This window comes from Candidatus Solincola tengchongensis (assembly GCF_015711935.1).
Classification (GTDB): domain Bacteria; phylum Actinomycetota; class Geothermincolia; order Geothermincolales; family RBG-13-55-18; genus Solincola_A; species Solincola_A tengchongensis.
This window is the reverse complement of the sequence record NZ_JACVJJ010000060.1, coordinates 1-16,805: the sequence shown is the minus strand read 5'-3', so window position 1 is coordinate 16,805 and position 16,805 is coordinate 1. Positions and strand designations below refer to the sequence as shown.

Annotated in this window: 13 protein-coding genes; 8 read left to right on the top strand and 5 right to left on the bottom strand. The window is 62.2% G+C overall.

Going from position 1 to position 16,805, the window contains the following annotated elements; genetic code table 11:
* The 4 genes from H7007_RS05260 to H7007_RS05245 all read left to right on the top strand — a co-directional run.
* Window positions 1-438, top strand: a 438-nt coding sequence (locus H7007_RS05260) for a transposase (RefSeq protein WP_287153649.1), incomplete at its 5' end; no start/stop codon positions are given.
* 633 nt (window positions 439-1,071) lie between these two features.
* Window positions 1,072-1,851: an FAD-dependent oxidoreductase gene (locus H7007_RS05255; RefSeq protein WP_287153647.1), complete on the top strand. Its 780-nt coding sequence runs from the start codon at window positions 1,072-1,074 to the stop codon at window positions 1,849-1,851.
* 35 nt (window positions 1,852-1,886) lie between these two features.
* On the top strand, window positions 1,887-2,420 hold the full coding sequence (locus tag H7007_RS05250; RefSeq protein ID WP_287153646.1) for an FAD-dependent oxidoreductase: 534 nt from the start codon (window positions 1,887-1,889) through the stop codon (window positions 2,418-2,420).
* 134 nt (window positions 2,421-2,554) lie between these two features.
* Window positions 2,555-2,992, top strand: a complete 438-nt coding sequence (locus H7007_RS05245; RefSeq protein WP_287153644.1) for a DUF1284 domain-containing protein — start codon at window positions 2,555-2,557, stop codon at window positions 2,990-2,992.
* 173 nt (window positions 2,993-3,165) lie between these two features.
* On the opposite strand, the gene H7007_RS05240 is transcribed toward H7007_RS05245, so the two are convergent.
* Complete coding sequence (locus H7007_RS05240) at window positions 3,166-3,834, bottom strand: DJ-1/PfpI family protein (protein ID WP_287153642.1); 669 nt, start codon at window positions 3,832-3,834, stop codon at window positions 3,166-3,168.
* Between the two features lie 979 nt (window positions 3,835-4,813).
* Between H7007_RS05240 and H7007_RS05235 the strand changes: the two genes are divergently transcribed.
* Window positions 4,814-5,212, top strand: coding sequence for a hypothetical protein (locus H7007_RS05235; protein WP_287153641.1), 399 nt, complete (start codon window positions 4,814-4,816; stop codon window positions 5,210-5,212).
* A 124-nt stretch (window positions 5,213-5,336) separates the two neighbouring features.
* Here the strand turns inward: H7007_RS05235 and cooS are convergent, their stop codons facing one another.
* A complete protein-coding gene (gene cooS, locus H7007_RS05230; RefSeq protein ID WP_287153640.1) occupies window positions 5,337-7,241 on the bottom strand; it encodes an anaerobic carbon-monoxide dehydrogenase catalytic subunit in 1,905 nt (634 codons plus the stop codon).
* 871 nt (window positions 7,242-8,112) lie between these two features.
* On the opposite strand from cooS, the gene H7007_RS05225 reads away from it, so the two are divergent.
* Window positions 8,113-8,511 carry a PadR family transcriptional regulator gene (locus H7007_RS05225; RefSeq protein WP_287153638.1) on the top strand — a complete coding sequence of 133 codons (399 nt, stop codon included), beginning with the start codon at window positions 8,113-8,115 and terminating at the stop codon, window positions 8,509-8,511.
* 416 nt (window positions 8,512-8,927) lie between these two features.
* On the opposite strand, the gene sfsA is transcribed toward H7007_RS05225, so the two are convergent.
* Both sfsA and H7007_RS05215 read right to left on the bottom strand, forming a co-directional pair.
* Window positions 8,928-9,614: a DNA/RNA nuclease SfsA gene (sfsA, locus tag H7007_RS05220; protein ID WP_287153636.1), complete on the bottom strand. Its 687-nt coding sequence runs from the start codon at window positions 9,612-9,614 to the stop codon at window positions 8,928-8,930.
* Between the two features lie 216 nt (window positions 9,615-9,830).
* Complete coding sequence (locus tag H7007_RS05215) at window positions 9,831-12,578, bottom strand: PAS domain-containing sensor histidine kinase (RefSeq protein ID WP_287153634.1); 2,748 nt, start codon at window positions 12,576-12,578, stop codon at window positions 9,831-9,833.
* A gap of 629 nt (window positions 12,579-13,207) precedes the next feature.
* Here H7007_RS05215 and H7007_RS05210 point away from each other — a divergent pair.
* Together H7007_RS05210 and H7007_RS05205 are read left to right on the top strand one after the other, a co-directional pair.
* Window positions 13,208-13,981, top strand: coding sequence for an exodeoxyribonuclease III (locus H7007_RS05210; protein WP_287153632.1), 774 nt, complete (start codon window positions 13,208-13,210; stop codon window positions 13,979-13,981).
* A gap of 155 nt (window positions 13,982-14,136) precedes the next feature.
* Window positions 14,137-14,466, top strand: coding sequence for a hypothetical protein (locus H7007_RS05205; RefSeq protein ID WP_287153630.1), 330 nt, complete (start codon window positions 14,137-14,139; stop codon window positions 14,464-14,466).
* A 241-nt stretch (window positions 14,467-14,707) separates the two neighbouring features.
* On the opposite strand, the gene H7007_RS05200 is transcribed toward H7007_RS05205, so the two are convergent.
* The gene (locus H7007_RS05200; protein ID WP_287153628.1) at window positions 14,708-15,901 is read right to left on the bottom strand and encodes an alpha/beta fold hydrolase; all 1,194 of its coding nucleotides are present in this window, start codon (window positions 15,899-15,901) and stop codon (window positions 14,708-14,710) included.
* Between the last annotated feature and the right edge of the window lie 904 nt (window positions 15,902-16,805).

Sequence of the window (16,805 nt, the reverse complement as noted above, 5' to 3'; positions counted from 1 at the left end):
GACCGGAAGCTCTGCTGCGTGCACGCGATGAGAGGAGCCAGGACGAAGGTGAGGCGCTCCGACTGCTCCGAGGTGCTTTCCGGCCTCAAAGCCATCTATCGGGCCGCAGACAGAAAGGAAGCGGAGATCGCCCTTTCCTCCTTCGAGGAACGTTGGAAGAAGCGCTACCCACAACTGGTCCGCTACTGGCGGGAGAACTTCCCTCATCTAACCGTGTTCTTGAAATACCCGGAGCAGGTACGCCCTTACATCTATACCACCAACCAGCTGGAGAGGATCAACAAAAAGATAAAGCGGCGGACCAAGACCATCGAGGCCTTCTCCTCGGAGGAGAGCCTCCTATCCGTGCTCTATCTCGTTCTTAAGTTCGAGAACGAGAAGCTCGCTCAGAGACGGCTTCGGGGGTTCAACAACTTGGTGTCGTCAGAGGAAGGCTAGATCTATGGACACAAATTTCTTGACGCTATCAAAATCGATCTTTCCCTAAGTTCGTAAATATGCAGAATATAAGCGAAAAAATGCAAATATAACAAGATTAGATAAAATAAGGCAAAAAATGTTGCACACTCCACGAGAGAGATTTCTAATCCCTGTGTCGGGAGTTCGATTCTCCCCAGGGGCTCCATTGAAATATCGGTTTGGAGGCCCTGGGCGGGGCCTGTTTTCTTAACCCGGGGTTCCGGGAAAGCGAACGCCGCAGACAGCAGCGTATAGCCACAGGTAAGACCAACACACGTGGTCGAGCCTTGTCCTTTTCGCCGGGTTGTTTTGGGGTAGAGAAAGTCTTCGGTTAGTGCATTTTCCCCTAAGGCGCGATAAAGACATCCTCATCGGAGAGCGGTAAATTTCTCATCCTTGCGGTGAGTTGACCGATGGATTCTACGGGAAACGGCAAAACCACCGGTGCACATGAAAACCCGACATGTTTAATCACGTGTTGTGTAAAAACAGGTGGGCTTGGAGCCAATCTCCACGTCTTTTGTTGACAGCGGGTCGGAATAGGAATATGGATGACCGTATGGCGCGTATAAGGCTTCAAGCCGGGAGGGTCTTTTCGGGGAGGGAGGAATAATGGGATCCAACCCTGTGGTCGTGGTGGGTGCGGGCTGCGCCGGGCTGTCCGCCACCTATACACTCAAGAAAGCCGGGGTGGATGTCCTGGCCCTGGAGGCCGCCGACCGTCCCGGCGGCAGATGCTGGAGCATGAAAAAGGACGGTTTCCTGCTCCCCATCGGAGCCGGTTTCACGGAGATGAGGTGGGCCACCACCACCCAGAGGCTCATCAGGGAGCTGGGCTTGTCGAGTCAGGCCCACCTCGCCGAAAGCCTCCGGGTGGCCTTCTGGAGGGATGGGAAGAGATATTACCTGTTAAAGGGCACTCCCGGGATGATGGTCAAATCCTTCCCGGAAATCCTCCGTTTCCGGGGCTGGCCGCTCAAGGCCTATCCCCAGTTCTTGAGGCTGGTGCTTTCCATGTACAGTTACATGCGCAGGCTCGACCCGCAAGCCAGGGATTTCGAACCCCTGCTGGAGCTGGGGGGCGTGAGCTGCGCCGAGTTCGCGCTGGAGCACGGCGGTCGTGAGATCCTGGATTATTTCATCTCACCGCTCTTGGGCACCATGGTCTTGGCCCGTCCCGAGGAGGTCACCATCGCCCATCTCATCGCCCTGGGGTTCCTCATGGGCGGGATATGCCTCATGGAGAACACCATGGGGTCGATAAACCAGGCATTGTACGAAAGGGTCAAGGATAACGTCCGCCTGTCCACCCCGGTCACGCGGGTGGTCGTCGAGAACAGGCGGGTGAGGGGCGTGGAGACCGCGGAGGGGTTCATCGAGACGGCCGCGTGATCTGCGCCACCGATGCCGTCGTGGCGCGACGAATCATGCCCGATTTGCCCGACACCATTCGCAAACCCCTGGAGACCTGCAGTTACAGCTCGACATACAGTTATATCTTCGGCCTGGAGCGTAAGATAACCCCCGAATACCTGGTGGCCACCTTCATCCCGGGGCACGAGAGATCCATCCTGACCGCCATTTTCGAGACCGCCGGCGGACCCATGAGGACGGCGCCGGAGGGTGCGGGTCTCATGTACTGCTTCACGGCCGGTTGGCACGACGGGGAATTGGGCGAGCTCTCGGAGGGAGAACGCCGCCGGCGGGTCATCCGGGAGGTCCAGAAATACTGGCCGGAATTCCCCGACGAACCTTTGTTCACCGAGTGCATACGGTACGACCGGGCCATCAACCTGGAGTCCCCCGGCCAGTTCCCTGCCATTCACCATCTCATGCGCCATCATTACCGGGATGTGAAGGGCCTCTATCTAGCCGGAGAGTACCTGTTCCTCATCGCCTGCACGGAGGGCGCCTTTTCCACCGGCGAGCAAGCGGCTCGCATGGTTTTGGAGGACCTGTGAGACCGGCTTGGCCTCGGTTGGGAGAATCATCCCCGTCCCGGATGACGGTGGGGGCCCGAGAAACAGGTGAAGAAGGATGGTGTAGAATCTTCTCCAGCGGACCGAACGCGAGGTAACGGCATCGGAGGATTGATATGAGTGCCGATCCCAAAGTCGAGCTATTGAGGCTGAGACCCCATCACATGTTCTGCAGCCGCTTTCTGCCCCTGGACGACCTGGGAAGGGGGACCGCCTTCGGCGCCGCAGTGCAGAAGGTCAGGAAACTGGCCGAGGACGACGCCGAGACCAGGGTGGTGGTGACGGAGGGGCCGGACCAGCTGTGCGTGCACTGCACGGAGTACAGGAACGGACGTTGCGAGAGCCAGCTCGGGGACGAGGAGAAGGTCAGGAAATGGGACGCGAGGATCCTCGAGGGGCTGGGAGTCTCTTACGGCGATGAGATGAAGGTCGCGGACCTCATGAGGTTGATCCGCGAGAAAGCGCCCCTCGACTTCTGCCTCACCCGCTGCCCCTGGAAAGCTTTCTGCGCGGCGGTGGGCCCCGAGGCCTCCACTTCTCGAGGGCTGGAGTAAGTCTTCCACTGGCTTTTTCAATATGTGGCCATAAAAATGCGTCTAATGCGGTTGAAGCACATTGAATGAGGTGGATTTTTTCGCTCTTTTCCGGCCCGTGGTCCCAAGAAAGCCTTTATTCGATCGAGACCCACGGGATGGAGTGGATACTTATTTCTTCTCCACCCCTGGGCTCAAGGAAGCAGTTCGATTATCGTTTGGGCGAATTGCCCGGCGGACTCCGGGCCGTCTCCGGTTACCAGCCTGCCGTCGATCTCCACCCCAACTCCCGTGTACGTGGCTCCGCCCTCCGTGAGCTCACGGGAAGCGGAAGGGTAGACCGTGGCGCGCTTGCCGTCCAGCAGTCCGGCCCGGGCCAGGATCACCGGGGCCAGGCAGATGGCCGCCAGCACTTTTCCCCGCTCCGCTGCTTCCCTGGCCAGTCGATGGGCATCTGCGTTCCCGTAGAGGGAAGGGGTTCCTTCGCCGCCGATGAATACCACCGCGGCGTAGTCCGCCGCGACGGCTTCAGCCAGGGAAAGGTCCACGTCCACGAAGGCACCGGACGTCCCCGTGGCTTTGCCCCTCTGGAGGGAGGCCGTCACCACTTCGTAACCGGCGGCGGTGAGGGCTTTGCGCACGGCGTCGTACTCGATGTCCTGAAAACCCCGTTGGGCGATGGCCAGGAGCACCTTCCCCTTGACTGCGCCCTCTTCGCCCGCCGCTCCTTCTCCCGTTTCCACCCGGGCGGGGCCCTCCTCATCGGTGGCCTTCAGGCTCCCGCCTCCCCGGCAGGAAAGGACGGCGAGGGAGAGCGCCACGGCCAGCAGGATAAAGAGCAGGGATTTGACCTTGGTGGACATTTCCAACTCCTTCCATATCCGTATGTTTGTTCTGGCCATCGTCAGGCCTCGATGTGGGCTTTGAGCAAGCGGATCTCTCGCGCACCGTGTAACGCACTTGATTGCAGGCCTGCGGATACCATGAGATAGATTCCTAAGAAGGCACGAACGGGTCCTGGCCCTTTCCTCCATAAGAGGTGCCGCAGTTTCTGCAATACCACTTGTGGTCCCTTTCATCTCCGTAACACAGACAGCCTCCGAGCAAGATCATCCCCTCCTCCGCGCGCCTTTCGGCTTCTCTTGTCGGATAACCGTACACTATAGGCATGGAATCCGACGAACCGCAGTTGGGGCAGACGCGTTCTTTTTCATGCCCCACCTCCCGTTTCGTTTATGCGAGCACTTTCGCAGACGTCGTCGATGCCAATTCCCGTCGGTCGGAATATCCTCGATCGGAAGTCTCAACATCCTCCTATGAAGTATCCGCACGTTCGCGTCTCCGAGGAATACCGGAGCCATCCGGCGGCCATCTTTGTCAAGCTCTTAGCGCGCCCACTCCGGCTGTTACTGTTGCCCCAAAGGTGGATTCCATTGTCCATCCGAGTGCCTCTTTTCTTTATCTTTTATTATATTCCCCGATGATGCCGCTCGGCTTTTTCCCGTTCCGCCGGGCGACAAGGTACGGTTGCCGCCCGGGAAAGCCGGGCACATCATCCCGCGTGGACGTCGGTGAGCGGTCATCCGATGGCCGATGGGCCGCGGTTACGTCCTCACCCCCGGAGTCGCCGTTCCTCGCGGGAAGTGGCGGCATTCCCTCCGGCGCCTCCCCTCTGGAAACCACGCTTTCCTCTTGAAGTGATCCATCGCATGAGGCCGGCCTGCGTCCTTTAAAGGATTGCGGTAGGGGTGGCGATAAGATAATCGTCTCGGTTCATGGCGCAAGATCGTAGGGCATCGTGGCGAGATGTGCCGCGGTTGGCTCGAGAGAAGGAGATGGACAATGCCCAGGATAAACGAAGAGGACATGCGGGAGAAGGTCACCCCTTTCCTGGAACCGGGGGAGCAGGTGGTGACCATGGGATGGGCCTCGGAGAAGGGCTTCAAATATTACTATGTGGCCCTCACCGACCGGCGGCTGCTGCTGGTGAGGCTTTCCGCGATGAACAAGGTCAAGGGCGAGGAATCAATCCCCCTCACGGAGCTGGAGGCGGCCTCGGTGCACAAGGGGTACAAGTACGCTCCTCTGGACATGAAACTCCTATCCAGCCTGGCGGAGACCTCCCTCTACATCCGGACCAGGGACGGGAAGAAGCGCGCCCTCAGGTTCCCGCTCATCGCCGGGCTGAAGAACAAGGAGGTACCGGTCCAGATAATGGAAACCCTCAAGCTTCCCGGTTGATCGCGGGGGGCTTTCGCCGAGGTTGCCAACCGTCGTTTTTATAAGCGCGAGGAGGGAAAGACGGGCTTTCCCTCCTCGAGTCCATGTAACCCGGGACTCCTCGAGTCGACAGAACCCGGACGGTTCAAATCCCCAGTTTTTTCCGCATGGCCTCGATGTGGGAGAGCATCCCCTCCGCCGCCTCCACCGGGTCCTTCTCCAGATGGAGCTGGCCGCCGGTGAGGTCACGGCATCCGGAGGTGAGGAGCTCGACCAGCTTCGGCCCCCCGGTCACCGTGGGCACCGGGTTCACGTAGGTGTAGAGTCCCAGGGCCAGGGCGAAGATGGCGTCGATGGTGGCCTTCTGCTCCATGTATTCGGGCGCGGCGGCCACCACTGGGAGGTCGGGGATGGGGACCCCACCCAAAGCGGAGGACACGGCGGCCAGGAGGTCCGCCAGCCGGCCAGTGTCCGTGCAGGTCCCGTAGCTCAGGACCGGTGGCACTCCCAGCCTGGCGCACAGGGCCTTGAGGCCCGGGCCGGCGAGCTCCGCGGCCTCCGGCAGGCACAGCCCGGCAACCTGCATGGCCGCGTTGCCGCAGCCCATGGAGAGGACGAGGATGTCCCTCTTGATGAGCTCCCTGGCCACGGCCACGCTGTGCACGTCCTGCCCGCTGTCCCGCAGGTTGGTGCAGGAGACCAGCCCGGCCACCCCCCTGATGGTCCCCTCCTTGAGGGCCTCGAGCAACGGGTCCAGGGTGCCTCCCAGCGCTTCCAGGATGCTCTCCGTGGAGAAGCCCACCACCGCCTCGCCCACCGGTTGCCCGGTGAAGGTCTCCACCGCTCCACGGCGTACCTTGAAGTTCTCGATGGCCATCTCCAGGAGGCGCGCCGCCTGCTCCTCCGCCTTCTCGGGCTCGTAGTCCAGCCGCTCCTCTATCCCCTCGAAGGCCACCAGGTCGCTCACCGGGATGAGTTTGAAGCGGTAGCGCTCGGCATAGATGGGGTCGATGGGCATGGAGCAGTTCATGTCCGCGGCGAAGAGGTCCACGCAACCCGAGGAGAGCACCGCTTCCTGCATTATCCAGTTGCCGGTGAAACCGTGGAAGGCCTCATCCATGGACCAGCGCTGGATCATCTCCTGGCCGGTCTCGATGCTGGCGATGACCCGCAGGCCCTTCGCGCCCGCGGCACGCGCCTTCTCCTGCCATTCCGGGCGGCGGGCCAGCTGGACCATGGCGAATCCAAGAAACGGCTCGTGCCCGTTGGGAAGGGCGTTCACGTAGTCCGGGTCCAGCACACCAAGGTTGACCCGCATGGGGTGGGGGCGGGGAATGCCGAAGAGCACGTCCTGACAGTACTCGTTGACCAGCTGGCTCTGGTAGGCCATGGCTATGCCCATGCGCATGGCTTTGAGGGCCAGGCTGGCGTAATAGCCGTCCACGTTTGTCAGACAGGAACTGGTAACCCGCATCATCTCCCCGTATATGCCGCCGGGGAAGATGCCCAGTTTTTTCCATGCCTCTCTGCGCTCCTCCGGGGCCATGGCCTCCACGACGAGGCTGGGCTGGTCCGCCTTGCGGTTGAAATCCGCCTCGCAGAAATCGCAGAGGCGCAAGGCAATCTCGGCGTCGCTCCCGGAGAGGTCCAATCCCAGGCGGGAGGCGAAGTCGCGCAATTTGCCCGGCTCGGCGATGGAAAAAGGCGTCTTCCCCAGAGCTGTGGCCCGCAGGGTCTTCAGGGTCTGCTCGGTATGGTAATGGTAGGTGGAGGCCCCCAGGACGTTGCGCAGGGCCATCATGCGCATGGCCATCCCGTCGGCGGTTATGCCGCACACCCCGCGTTTGTCTTTCTCGGCGTCCGCCCGGCAGGGGCCGTTGGAGCACAGGTCGCAGCGCACGCCCCCCAAGCAGAACGGGCACCTCTTGTCCGGGTCCCCTCCCAGCCCCTGGGCCTCGTAACGGTCCCAGATGTTGGTTATCCCATCCTCCTTCAGGCGCCGGTAGGCGCGCCTGACCGATTCGTGGTAAGAGATGCGGTCGCCTTCCATTCTTCACCTCCAGGGACTCGTAAGCCCTTTCCTTCCGACTATGGGGATTAAGGCTCTTTGTCTTCCCGCTCGAAGGGCCTTAAGAACCCTTCCTGCACCTGTTTCAGGTTCTCGCGGTTCTTTCCCCACCCGCTCTCGGGGCGGGTTAAGTCCGCCCTCGATCCACGGGATCTTGACGTGAGTTATTATTCCCTTTCCACGTTACTTCTATCCGTTGCCTGTGGGCTTGTTCCTCTCCGGTGACGTTTCCATCCTTTGCCAAGGGGCTGGTTCCCAACCGGCGATATTCTTACCTGTTTCCTGCGGGGTGCGGCATAGACCGAAGGTACGCAGCCTCCAGGAGTTCGTGCTATAGACGGAGGCCTTGCTTGTTGGTCGTCGCGCTGACGCCACCCCGCCGGGATGCGAGGTGACCGGCCCACTGCAAACCCCGCATCCTACGGAGGCTGCACCTCGGATGTCCCCCATCCCTTGACCGCATGGCTTACCCTTCCATCCTGTGGCCCGGAGAGAGGGTATTGGCAACCCCGATCCGTCCCATATCGGAGGCTTATGTGGCCTGGGGAAAAAGCGGTTAAGTCTCCCTTAGAGTATCCTGGTCTCCTATTAATATATATGTCAATGACATATATATTATAATCTTGAGTAGAATGCGGTTATGAGGGTGGGAGAGAGTACCGTGTGGATGCGCAGGCCGGTTACGCCATGCGGAGGCCGTCTGCAGATGGAGGAGCGTTGGCCCTCGATGTTCATGCGCTAGTTTTAAATCTTGTGCGCATTATGGAGACAGAAAGAGGGGAGAGCGCTTCGACGGCCTGGTCCTCTGTCGTCCTGCGGAGGACGATCTGCAAGGGCGAGGAAAGGAGAAGGAGTGGGAGCGGGCGGTAAGAAGAGAGGCGACATACTGGAAGACGTAGGGGTTTACATGCGGGAAGGGCCCGGCAAACGTTTCATCGAGCCCCGCCTGCTTTTTCTGCTGCGCTCCGCACCGGCTCACGGATACGAGCTCATCCGGCGCATGGAGGAGGTCCCCCTGCCGGGCCCACTGCCCGATACCGGTGCCGTCTACCGCGCCTTGCGCCGGATGGAGGAGGAAGGGCTGGTCTCCTCGCGCTGGGCGGACGCCGCTGTGGGCCCGCGGAGGAAGGTCTACCGCATCACCCCGCGGGGAAGGAGGAGGCTGCAGGTGTGGGCGGAGGCCATACGGGGAAGGGTGATGCTCCTTCAGCGCTTCCTGGAGCTGTGCTCCACCGGGGAAGAGAGGGGATGAGGTCGCTCCCGTTTTCCTTTTGTATCCGTCCCTGCCGGGAGAGCAGGAATCGGCCGCAAGGCGCTGCGGCTCGTTACCCACGGTGATCCCTTCACGCGACGATGCCGCGGTTTTCTGGTCTAGAAGGATGCCGGACCACGCGGTGGCCGTGAGGCGCTGTAAGGAACTGCCATTTCGAGCACCATTACCGGGCCGCTCCCGTAGTGAGCAGGCGACCTGACCCACAGGTGCCGGTGATTGCCGTGGCGGTACATTTGCATTGGCCTGCACGAGAAGCGCGAATCTACATACTGGCAAGCGCGTCAACGCGCATTCACTTCTTTACTAGCGATTGGAACGCGGCCTTTGAGGATGAAGTTATCAGTTGTGAAATCTGGAGGTCGTTTCTTTCTCGGAATAAGAAGAGCCTGTTTCATCTACCCCGCCAGGGGGAGGCGGCACTCCAGGCGAATCTCCCGGCCCTTCCATGCAGCGAGATAGGGAATGACCTCCACGCCCGATTCGGCGGCGCGGCGGAGAACGGCGGAGAACAGGGGGTCGGTCTCCGCATTGGCGGCGAAGGACCTTGCCCCGGGGTGCTTGACCACGAAGACGGCGCAGGCGCGGTATCCCTCCTGAACGGCGTGTACGAGCTCCTCGAGATGCCGGACTCCCCTTGTCGTGGGCGCGTCGGGAAAGAGGGCCACGCCCTTTAACGCCAGGGTGCATCCCTTGACCTCCACGAGGCAGGGTGGCCCCTCGCCTATGAGCAGGAAATCCAGGACGCTGTTCCCGTAATGATACTCCGGGAGGATCTCCTTAATACCGGAAAATTCTTCCAAGTGACCCTCCCGCAGCGCCTCGGCGAAGAGGAGGTTGGGCAGGCGGGAGTCGATGTTCACCCATCCGTCCGGGCATTCCACGCCGATAAGGTCCCAGGCGGTGCGCCGCTTCGGCCGGGCCGCCGGCCGCAGACGTACACGAACTCCGGGGAACAGGAGCTCCCTCAACCGTCCGGGGTCGGGAACGTGGGCCTCCGCACGTCCGCCGTCCACTTCCACCACGGCCAGGAAGCGGTTGGGCCTCTCCCGGAAAAAGCCTTCCTTCCAAGCGCCGATGTCCATGGATAGAAGAATACCCTGGAATCTTCCGAATCTCTATGACCCTCGTACTTGATCCTCAGGGCGGTTTGAACATGCCCCCTTTCGCATCGTTCCAGCTCCTGATAGTCGTTCTCCTACTTGATCCTCAGGGCGGTTTAAACATGCCCGGGTGCGGTTGTTCTTGCAGTGGCGCAAGAAAGCGCTTTTCCGAAGCCGGTGGTTAACGTTCCGTGCGGTTTAAAGGTAGGGCAGGAAGAAGCGGAAGACGGAGCCACCTCCCGGGCGCGGTTCGTGCCAGAGGCGGCCGCCGTGGGCCTCGGCGATGGAGCGGGCCAGGTAGAGCCCCAGCCCCAGGCCCTGCGAGTGGTAGAGGGCCTGCTCCTCCTGGTAGAAGCGCTCGAAGATGCGTTCCCGGTTCTCCTCCCGCACCCCCTTTCCCCGGTCCAGGACGGAGAGGAGGACGCCGACGGGGTCAGCTTCCACCTCCAGCTCCACCTCCGTGTCCTGGGGCGAGAACTTGACCGCGTTTTCCAGGAGGACGACTAGGAGCTCGTGGATGCGGATGGGATCGAGGGAGCACGTCCCCATCTCTCCCTTGACCTTCAGGCGGAACTCTCTCTCCGGGAATCGCGCCTCCATCTCCTTGAGCGCTTTCCTGGCCAGTTCCACAACGTCCTGCCTGCTCCGCCTGAGCGGGAAGCGGTCCCGCTCCAGGAGCGAGGTGTGGACCAGACCGTTGACGATCTCCGCCAGTCGTTCCGTGGAGGAGATGAGGGCCTCGACTATCTCCCGGGATTCCTCGTCAAGGTCCCCTTCGTGCTCTTTTAGAAGCTGCGAGTAACCGCTTAACAGCGCGGTGGGATGACGAAGCTCATGGGAGGCGATGTCCACGAACTCGCGCAGCCCTTCCTCGTAGCTCCAGCGCTCCTCCTCGATGGCGATGGCCCTTCCCAGCATGATGAGGACATCGATGTCCGCGGCGGTGAAGCTCCGCTCCTCGGTGAAGAAGAAACAAAGGCACCCCGAGGGCTTGCCCTTGACCTGGACGGGACAGGTCAGGATTTCCTTTGGTTTGAGGGATAGGAAATCGGGATCCGCCTCCGCCATGGCGAGGTCCAGGTCCTTGCTGGAGGCCGGGGTGCTGACCCCGCGCTGCAGGAGCCGGTAGCACAGGTGATTCTCCGGATCCTCACGGACCTGGAAGCCCTCCCCCGGCCTCTCCGAGGTGAAGGCCTCGAACCTCCCGCGCCGCACCCTTCCATAGCGGGCGAGCCGGGCGTTGAGCATCTCCCGGCCGGCAAGCACTATGTTGGATATATTTACCAGAGGGTCATGGCCCAGGCCGAGGAGGGTCCTGTTCAGTGCCTCCAGCCTGCTGCGGGCGAGCTTGCTCTCCGTGACATCCCTGGTGATTCCGGTGAAACCTATTGGCCTGCCCCGGGCGTCACGGAGGAGGGAGGCGCTTATCTCCACCCAGCGGCGCACGCCGTCCTTCCTCACCAGGATGTACTCGTCGCGCCGGAACCCTTCTTCTCCCACCGGTGTGCGCATGGATTCCGCGGCCCTGGCGTGGTCCTCGAGGGCGATGAACTCGAGGACGTTGCGGCCCACCACCTCCTCAACCCCGCGGCACCCGAGGATCTCCAGAGCTGCGCGGTTGGCTGTGATTATGCTCCCCTCGAGGTCGGTGACCACGATGCCGTCGGGGGAGGTCTCCACCAGCGAGCGGTAGCGCTCTTCGCTCTCCCGCAGCCTCATCTCCGCCTCATGGCGCTCGGTGACGTCTCGGGCGTTGACCACGATGCCCCGCACCGCGGGGTCGTCCAGGAGGTTGCAGGCCACCGCCTCCTGCCAGCGGTAGGTGCCGTCCTTGTGGCGCCAGCGGTATTCCGCCGTTTCCGTCACGCCGTTGCTTTCCAGCTGTGCGGTGAAACGCTCCACAAGTCGGGGTACGTCGTCGGGATGGATGAAGTCCAGGCCGCTCTTCCCGGCCACTTCCTCCAGGGTGTAACCGGATATCCTTTGGACCGAGGGGCTGAGGTAGCGTATTTTAAGGTCCCCGTCCAGTACGGCGATGAGGTCATGGGTGTTCTCGATGAGGGCCCGGAAGTACCTCTCGCTGTGCTCCAGGCGCTCAAAGGCCTCCTCGAGCTCCCGCGTCCTTGCCCTTACCTTTTCCTCCAGGTCTCGGCGCTGGGCCTCCAGCTCCTCCTCCATGCGCCTCTGCTCGGTAACGTCGTGGGCGATGTTCATGATCTCCAGCATTTCCCCGCGCTCGTCGACCAGGGGAACCCCTATGACATGGGCGACGATCATCGAGCCGTCCCTGCGGAAGAACCGCAGGTCCTCCCGTATGGCCGGATGGCCGGCGAATAGCTGCCCCATGGCCGCCGCCACCCGGGGGTAGTCGTCGGGGTGCAGGACCCCGAGCTCGAGCACGTTGCGGCCCAGCAGTTCCTCCTCTCGATACCCGAGTAGGTCGGAGACCACCCTGTTCACGCTGGTGAGGATGAGGTTCCGGTCGTAGGAGAAGACGGCGAAGCGCGCGTTGTCGTGGAGGATGCGCAGGCGTTCGCGGGCCTCGCGCAGGGATTCCTCCAGCCGGTGTCGCTCGGTCACGTCCCGGGTCACGGCAAGGTAGTAGTCTTCACCCTTGTGGGTGAAGGAGGCGAGGGAGATCTCGGCGATGAAGGGCGTGCCGTCTTTCTTCTTGGACGGAAAACGCCGGGTTTTCCCGAGCGTGCCTTGCCCCGTTCCGGAGACGAGGGCACGGAAGGCGTTGCGGTGAAAGTCGCGACGGTCCTCCGGCACCATGATTGAGGCTATCTCCGCGCCGAGGACCTCGCGGGCGGAGTATCCCCAAAGCCCCTCGGCCGCCGGGTTGATAAAGACGATGCGGCCGTCGCTGTCCACACAGACCACTGCGTCCGGCACCGCCTCCAGGATGCTCAGGGCCACGTCGTGCAGCGGCAAGGCGGTCTCCAACAATCCTTCCGGGTGGCTGCTTCCGGTTTCTTCCGCATGCCCGTATGCGGTCCCGGGTTCGCCGGGGAGCCCCTTGTCTCCGCCGTCCCCGCCGAGTTTCCTGTTGCCGCTCAAACCCCCTCCAGACTCTCGAGTTCCCTAATTCTTTTATACCCGAATCCAGGCCCGTGAATCCTCGATCCATATAAGACTCGGCGAGACCCCGGCCGCCTGCCTGGAGGGATTGCCGGCGGGTTTTGCCGGGGAGGGGCTTGCGAGCTAGTGCCCGGAGATGTGACGGGAAGACATCTGATGCCGGTGGCGGCCCACGCTCACCGTTCTTTTCCCCGAAAGACCCTGGTCACGGCCGCCAGACCTCATGCGGCCGGGGGATGATCCTGCCGTGGAGGCGGAGGGTGAGCAGACAAACGCGGGGCTATAACCTGAAGACGGGCGGAAGCGATCTCGTTTCCACCATCGGGTAAATGTGGATGGGGGCGAAAGAAGACCGGAAGACGTTTCCCGCCAGGGTTTTCCTCCCTCGCGAGGGAAGCTCGGGAATGCGACCGCGTCGCCCGCCTCGACCCGGGAGGTGGAAGGTGGCCACGAGGCGAAAGGTCGAGGTGGCGGACCCGTTGTAGAATAATGGCATGTCACGGTTAACCCTCATATCCTGGAACGTGAACGGGCTGCGCGCCGCCCACGCCAAGGGTTTCCTGGAGTGGTTCCTGGAGGCGCGTCCGGACGTGCTCTGCTTGCAGGAGACGCGGGCCCACGAGGACCAGCTCCCCCGCGAGCTGCGCGAGGTGGAAGGCTACCGCGCCTGGTTCTCCGCGCCCCGCCGCCGGGGTTACAGCGGGGTGGCCATCTATTCCCGCCCGGAGCCCCTTTCGGTTCGCGGGGCCATGGGGATACCGCGCTTCGACGAGGAGGGACGGCTGCTGGCGGCCGACTACGGCGATTTTCTCCTATTCAACGTGTACTTCCCCAACGGGAAGCAGTCCCGGGAGAGGCTGGCCTACAAGCTCGATTTCTATGAGGCCTTCCTGGATCACCTGGAGGCGCTGCGGAAAAAGGGCAGGAGCATAGTCGTCTGCGGGGATTTCAACACCGCCCACAAGGAGATCGACCTGGCCCGGCCGAAGGAGAACAGCGGGGTCTCCGGGTTCCTTCCCGAGGAGCGGGCCTGGATGGACCGCCTGGTGGAGAGGGGATACCTGGATACCTTCCGTCTCTTCAACGTGGAGCCGGGCCACTATACATGGTGGGACCAGAAGACCGGAGCCCGCGAGAGGAACGTGGGCTGGCGCATAGATTACTTCTTCGTCAGCTCCGACCTGGAGGACAGAGTGAGGGAGGCTTTCATTCTTAACGAGGTGGAGGGCTCGGACCACTGCCCCGTGGGGCTGGTGCTTGAGTTGTGAGGGCTGAGTGAGCGTTGCTCGACGGGGTGTACGGGATACTTGCGGGGAGCTTGTCCGCGGATGGTGAGGAGGAGATTCCGGAATCGCTTGATTGGATGTGTAGGACGCCGAGCGGGAGCGAAGGCGAGAGCGATCATTGACGGGGAGGAGGCGAGGTGTTCGAGGACATCGAGGACGCGACCGTCAATTACGAGGAGGACGGGGTGCAGGTGGTCCAGGAGCTGGACAAGGAGATCATCTCCCGTGGGACCTGGGCCACGGTCATCTTCCGCTACCGCCAGTGGGAGCCGTCGAGGGGCGGTTACGGCCCGGACCGCTTTACCCTCCGTCGCTACAGGAGGATGGGAGGCGAGTACCGGCAGCAGGCCAAGTTCAACATCTCCAGCGTGGAGCAGGCCAGAAGGATCGTGGAGGTGCTCAGCCGCTGGATCGCCGATGCGGAGGAAGCCGGTCCGGGATGGGATGAAGAAGGGGAGGAGGTTTGAATAAGGATCCTCACCCCACTTAACGGTCCCTACCATTGATTGCCACCCGGCTAGGGAGAGGAGCGTCCATGGGTTTTGCGGGGCACGTTTTTAAGCCAACCGTCATCCGGCGATGGTGCGGCGTAGGCGGGAGTATTTAAATCTCCACTTCTTTCCCGCGCCTGGGCACCGGCGGCACGATAGGAACGCCTTTCGGAAGGGGTCGGATGCCATGAACTGTAATATGGTGTAGTAAGTCGGCTCAGCTGCTCTTCTCGACCCTCCTCATCCACTCCAGTATCTCGGGATAGACCTCCTCCCGGACCCGTTTCCCCATCACCAGGTCGGTATGGCCGTAATCCGGGTAACAGCGGTATTCCCTTATGGCGCTGGACACCGCCTCGTAACCCTGCAAGCGCAGGTTTTCGGCTCCGGCGAAGTCCCGTGTCCCGGTAACGAAGAACAGCGGAACGGTGATGCGTCGCATGCCCGCGGTGTAGTTCCATGACCCGTCATAGGACCTGAAGTCGGGGTCCAGACCCAGGCGCACTATCTGGATGGTCATGCGTGCGGTGACCTTGTCGGAGGCCCATTTGAGCAGGCTGTAACCCACGTCCGGGTCGACGTTCTTCACGTTGTACAGGGCGCGGGCCACGGGTCCCCGGGTGGCCAGCAGCTTTCCCAGTCGGGGGTTCGCGGCGCATAGGGCCCCCAGACGGCCGAAGTCGATGCAAGGCGATGAGCGGTCCACACGCTCCAGGTAGCGGACGAGGGCCCTGGCGTCGGCGCGGAAGGCGGGGAGTCGGGAGAGTAGAGCTATCCAGTCGCCGCCGCCCTGGCGGAGACCGGGTGGGCTGCCTATGGCAATTCCTCCCAGCAGAGAACGGTTGCGCTCCGCGGCGAGGTCGGCATCTGTGCTGAAGGCATCCCCGCAGCCGTCGTTCATACTCGCCCCCTGGAGGTACATGTAGAGCACCATCCCGCCCATGCTGTGCCCTATCCAGAAGGGCTTCATCCCCGTGGCCTCACCCACTCCGCGGACGAGGGCCTCGGCGTCGAAGGCCGCCAGATGGTCCACGGAGTGTCGCCAGTGCGGAGCCTCGCATCGGTAGGGGTGTCGGCCGCATCCCCGGAAACTGGATATCCATACGTCGTATCCGTTCTCGGCCAGGAACACAGCCAGATTCTGGCGGCGGTGGGGTAGGTCGAACTCCAGGCCGTTTCCCGTGAACCCGTGGGCCAGGATCACCGGTTGCCCGCCCTCCTTGACGTACCTTTTCAGGCGCAGCACGGCCCCGTCCCGGGTATTGAAGGTCTCCAGGCGGGCCTCCAGTCCCGCCGCGAAATCACTTTCCTCCTCCGGCAAGGACATGCTGGCGAAGGACCGCAGGCCCATCGCCCCCGCGGCGCATCCCAGGAGCAGGAGACCGCGTTTAAGTGATCGCCCTCCCTTCATGTGGCACACCCCTTCCTCGCTTCCCAAAGCCGTTATCGCGGATCGGGCCCTGTGTCGAGCGGTGGAGCGGTATGTGGCCCCATGCGAGGTCCTCTCTTCCCCAAGCTCCTCCTTACCTCGCTTCCCAAAGCCGTTATCGCGGATCGGGCCCTGTTGCGACCGGCGAAGCGGAATTAACCCTTGTCCGGACCCTCATCAATCCCCGCGCAAGCCCCTTCGCGACGGTCGATGATATATTACACCATCACAATACCGGCCCGAAGGTGGCATCTTACTGAAAGCCGGTGCTATTACCCCGACCGCGATTCGGGAACATGGAATTTCCGTCTTCGACCGCCTGGTGAAGGCCGCCTAGGCCGCGCTCTTTTCCTGGGTCCATAGGGGTCTTCTCCTCCGGGTCCGATCCGGCCTCGCCTCTTTACACTCGCAGGCGGAAAGTCTTTCCCTCTCTTCCAGCCGCCCGCCACCGCTTGGTGAGAAGACGTCCCGCACCCCCCCTCCCCCCTTCCCGAACCGGAAGCCCTCCGCGTCTGTACGAGCCGATATGGAAAATCCTGCCCCCTCTCTTCCAGCCGCCCGCCACCGCTTGGTGAGAAGACTTCCCGCAACCCCCCTCCCCCCTTCCCGAACCGGAAGCCCCGAGGCTTTCCGGCCGGAAGCCAAAAGGACCAGGTATGACCCCGCGTGCTTGCCTCGGATAGACGTATATCGGCATAAGACACAGCTCTCGTCCCGGCGGACCTTACGCGGATTTGCGTACCATACCGCATTGTCTCGTTGTCGTCCCCCGCTCAAGGGATTTTTCCGCCGACCCGGGCCCACGCCCCGGAGTCCCTATGTGCCCCGCCCTTCCGGCTTCGGACAAAGTGGGGATGTTTTTGTCGTCCCCCGCTCAAGGGATTTT

Excerpts from the sequence above, each read along its gene's own strand:
- H7007_RS05255 (WP_287153647.1), top strand. The coding sequence starts at position 1,072 with ATGGGATCCAACCCTGTGGTCGTGGTGGGTGCGGGCTGCGCCGGGCTG.
- H7007_RS05250 (WP_287153646.1), top strand. The coding sequence starts at position 1,887 with ATGCCCGATTTGCCCGACACCATTCGCAAACCCCTGGAGACCTGCAGT.
- H7007_RS05245 (WP_287153644.1), top strand. The coding sequence starts at position 2,555 with ATGAGTGCCGATCCCAAAGTCGAGCTATTGAGGCTGAGACCCCATCAC.
- H7007_RS05240 (WP_287153642.1), bottom strand. The coding sequence starts at position 3,834 with ATGTCCACCAAGGTCAAATCCCTGCTCTTTATCCTGCTGGCCGTGGCG.
- H7007_RS05235 (WP_287153641.1), top strand. The coding sequence starts at position 4,814 with ATGCCCAGGATAAACGAAGAGGACATGCGGGAGAAGGTCACCCCTTTC.
- cooS (WP_287153640.1), bottom strand. The coding sequence starts at position 7,241 with ATGGAAGGCGACCGCATCTCTTACCACGAATCGGTCAGGCGCGCCTAC.
- sfsA (WP_287153636.1), bottom strand. The coding sequence starts at position 9,614 with ATGGACATCGGCGCTTGGAAGGAAGGCTTTTTCCGGGAGAGGCCCAAC.
- H7007_RS05210 (WP_287153632.1), top strand. The coding sequence starts at position 13,208 with ATGTCACGGTTAACCCTCATATCCTGGAACGTGAACGGGCTGCGCGCC.
- H7007_RS05200 (WP_287153628.1), bottom strand. The coding sequence starts at position 15,901 with ATGAAGGGAGGGCGATCACTTAAACGCGGTCTCCTGCTCCTGGGATGC.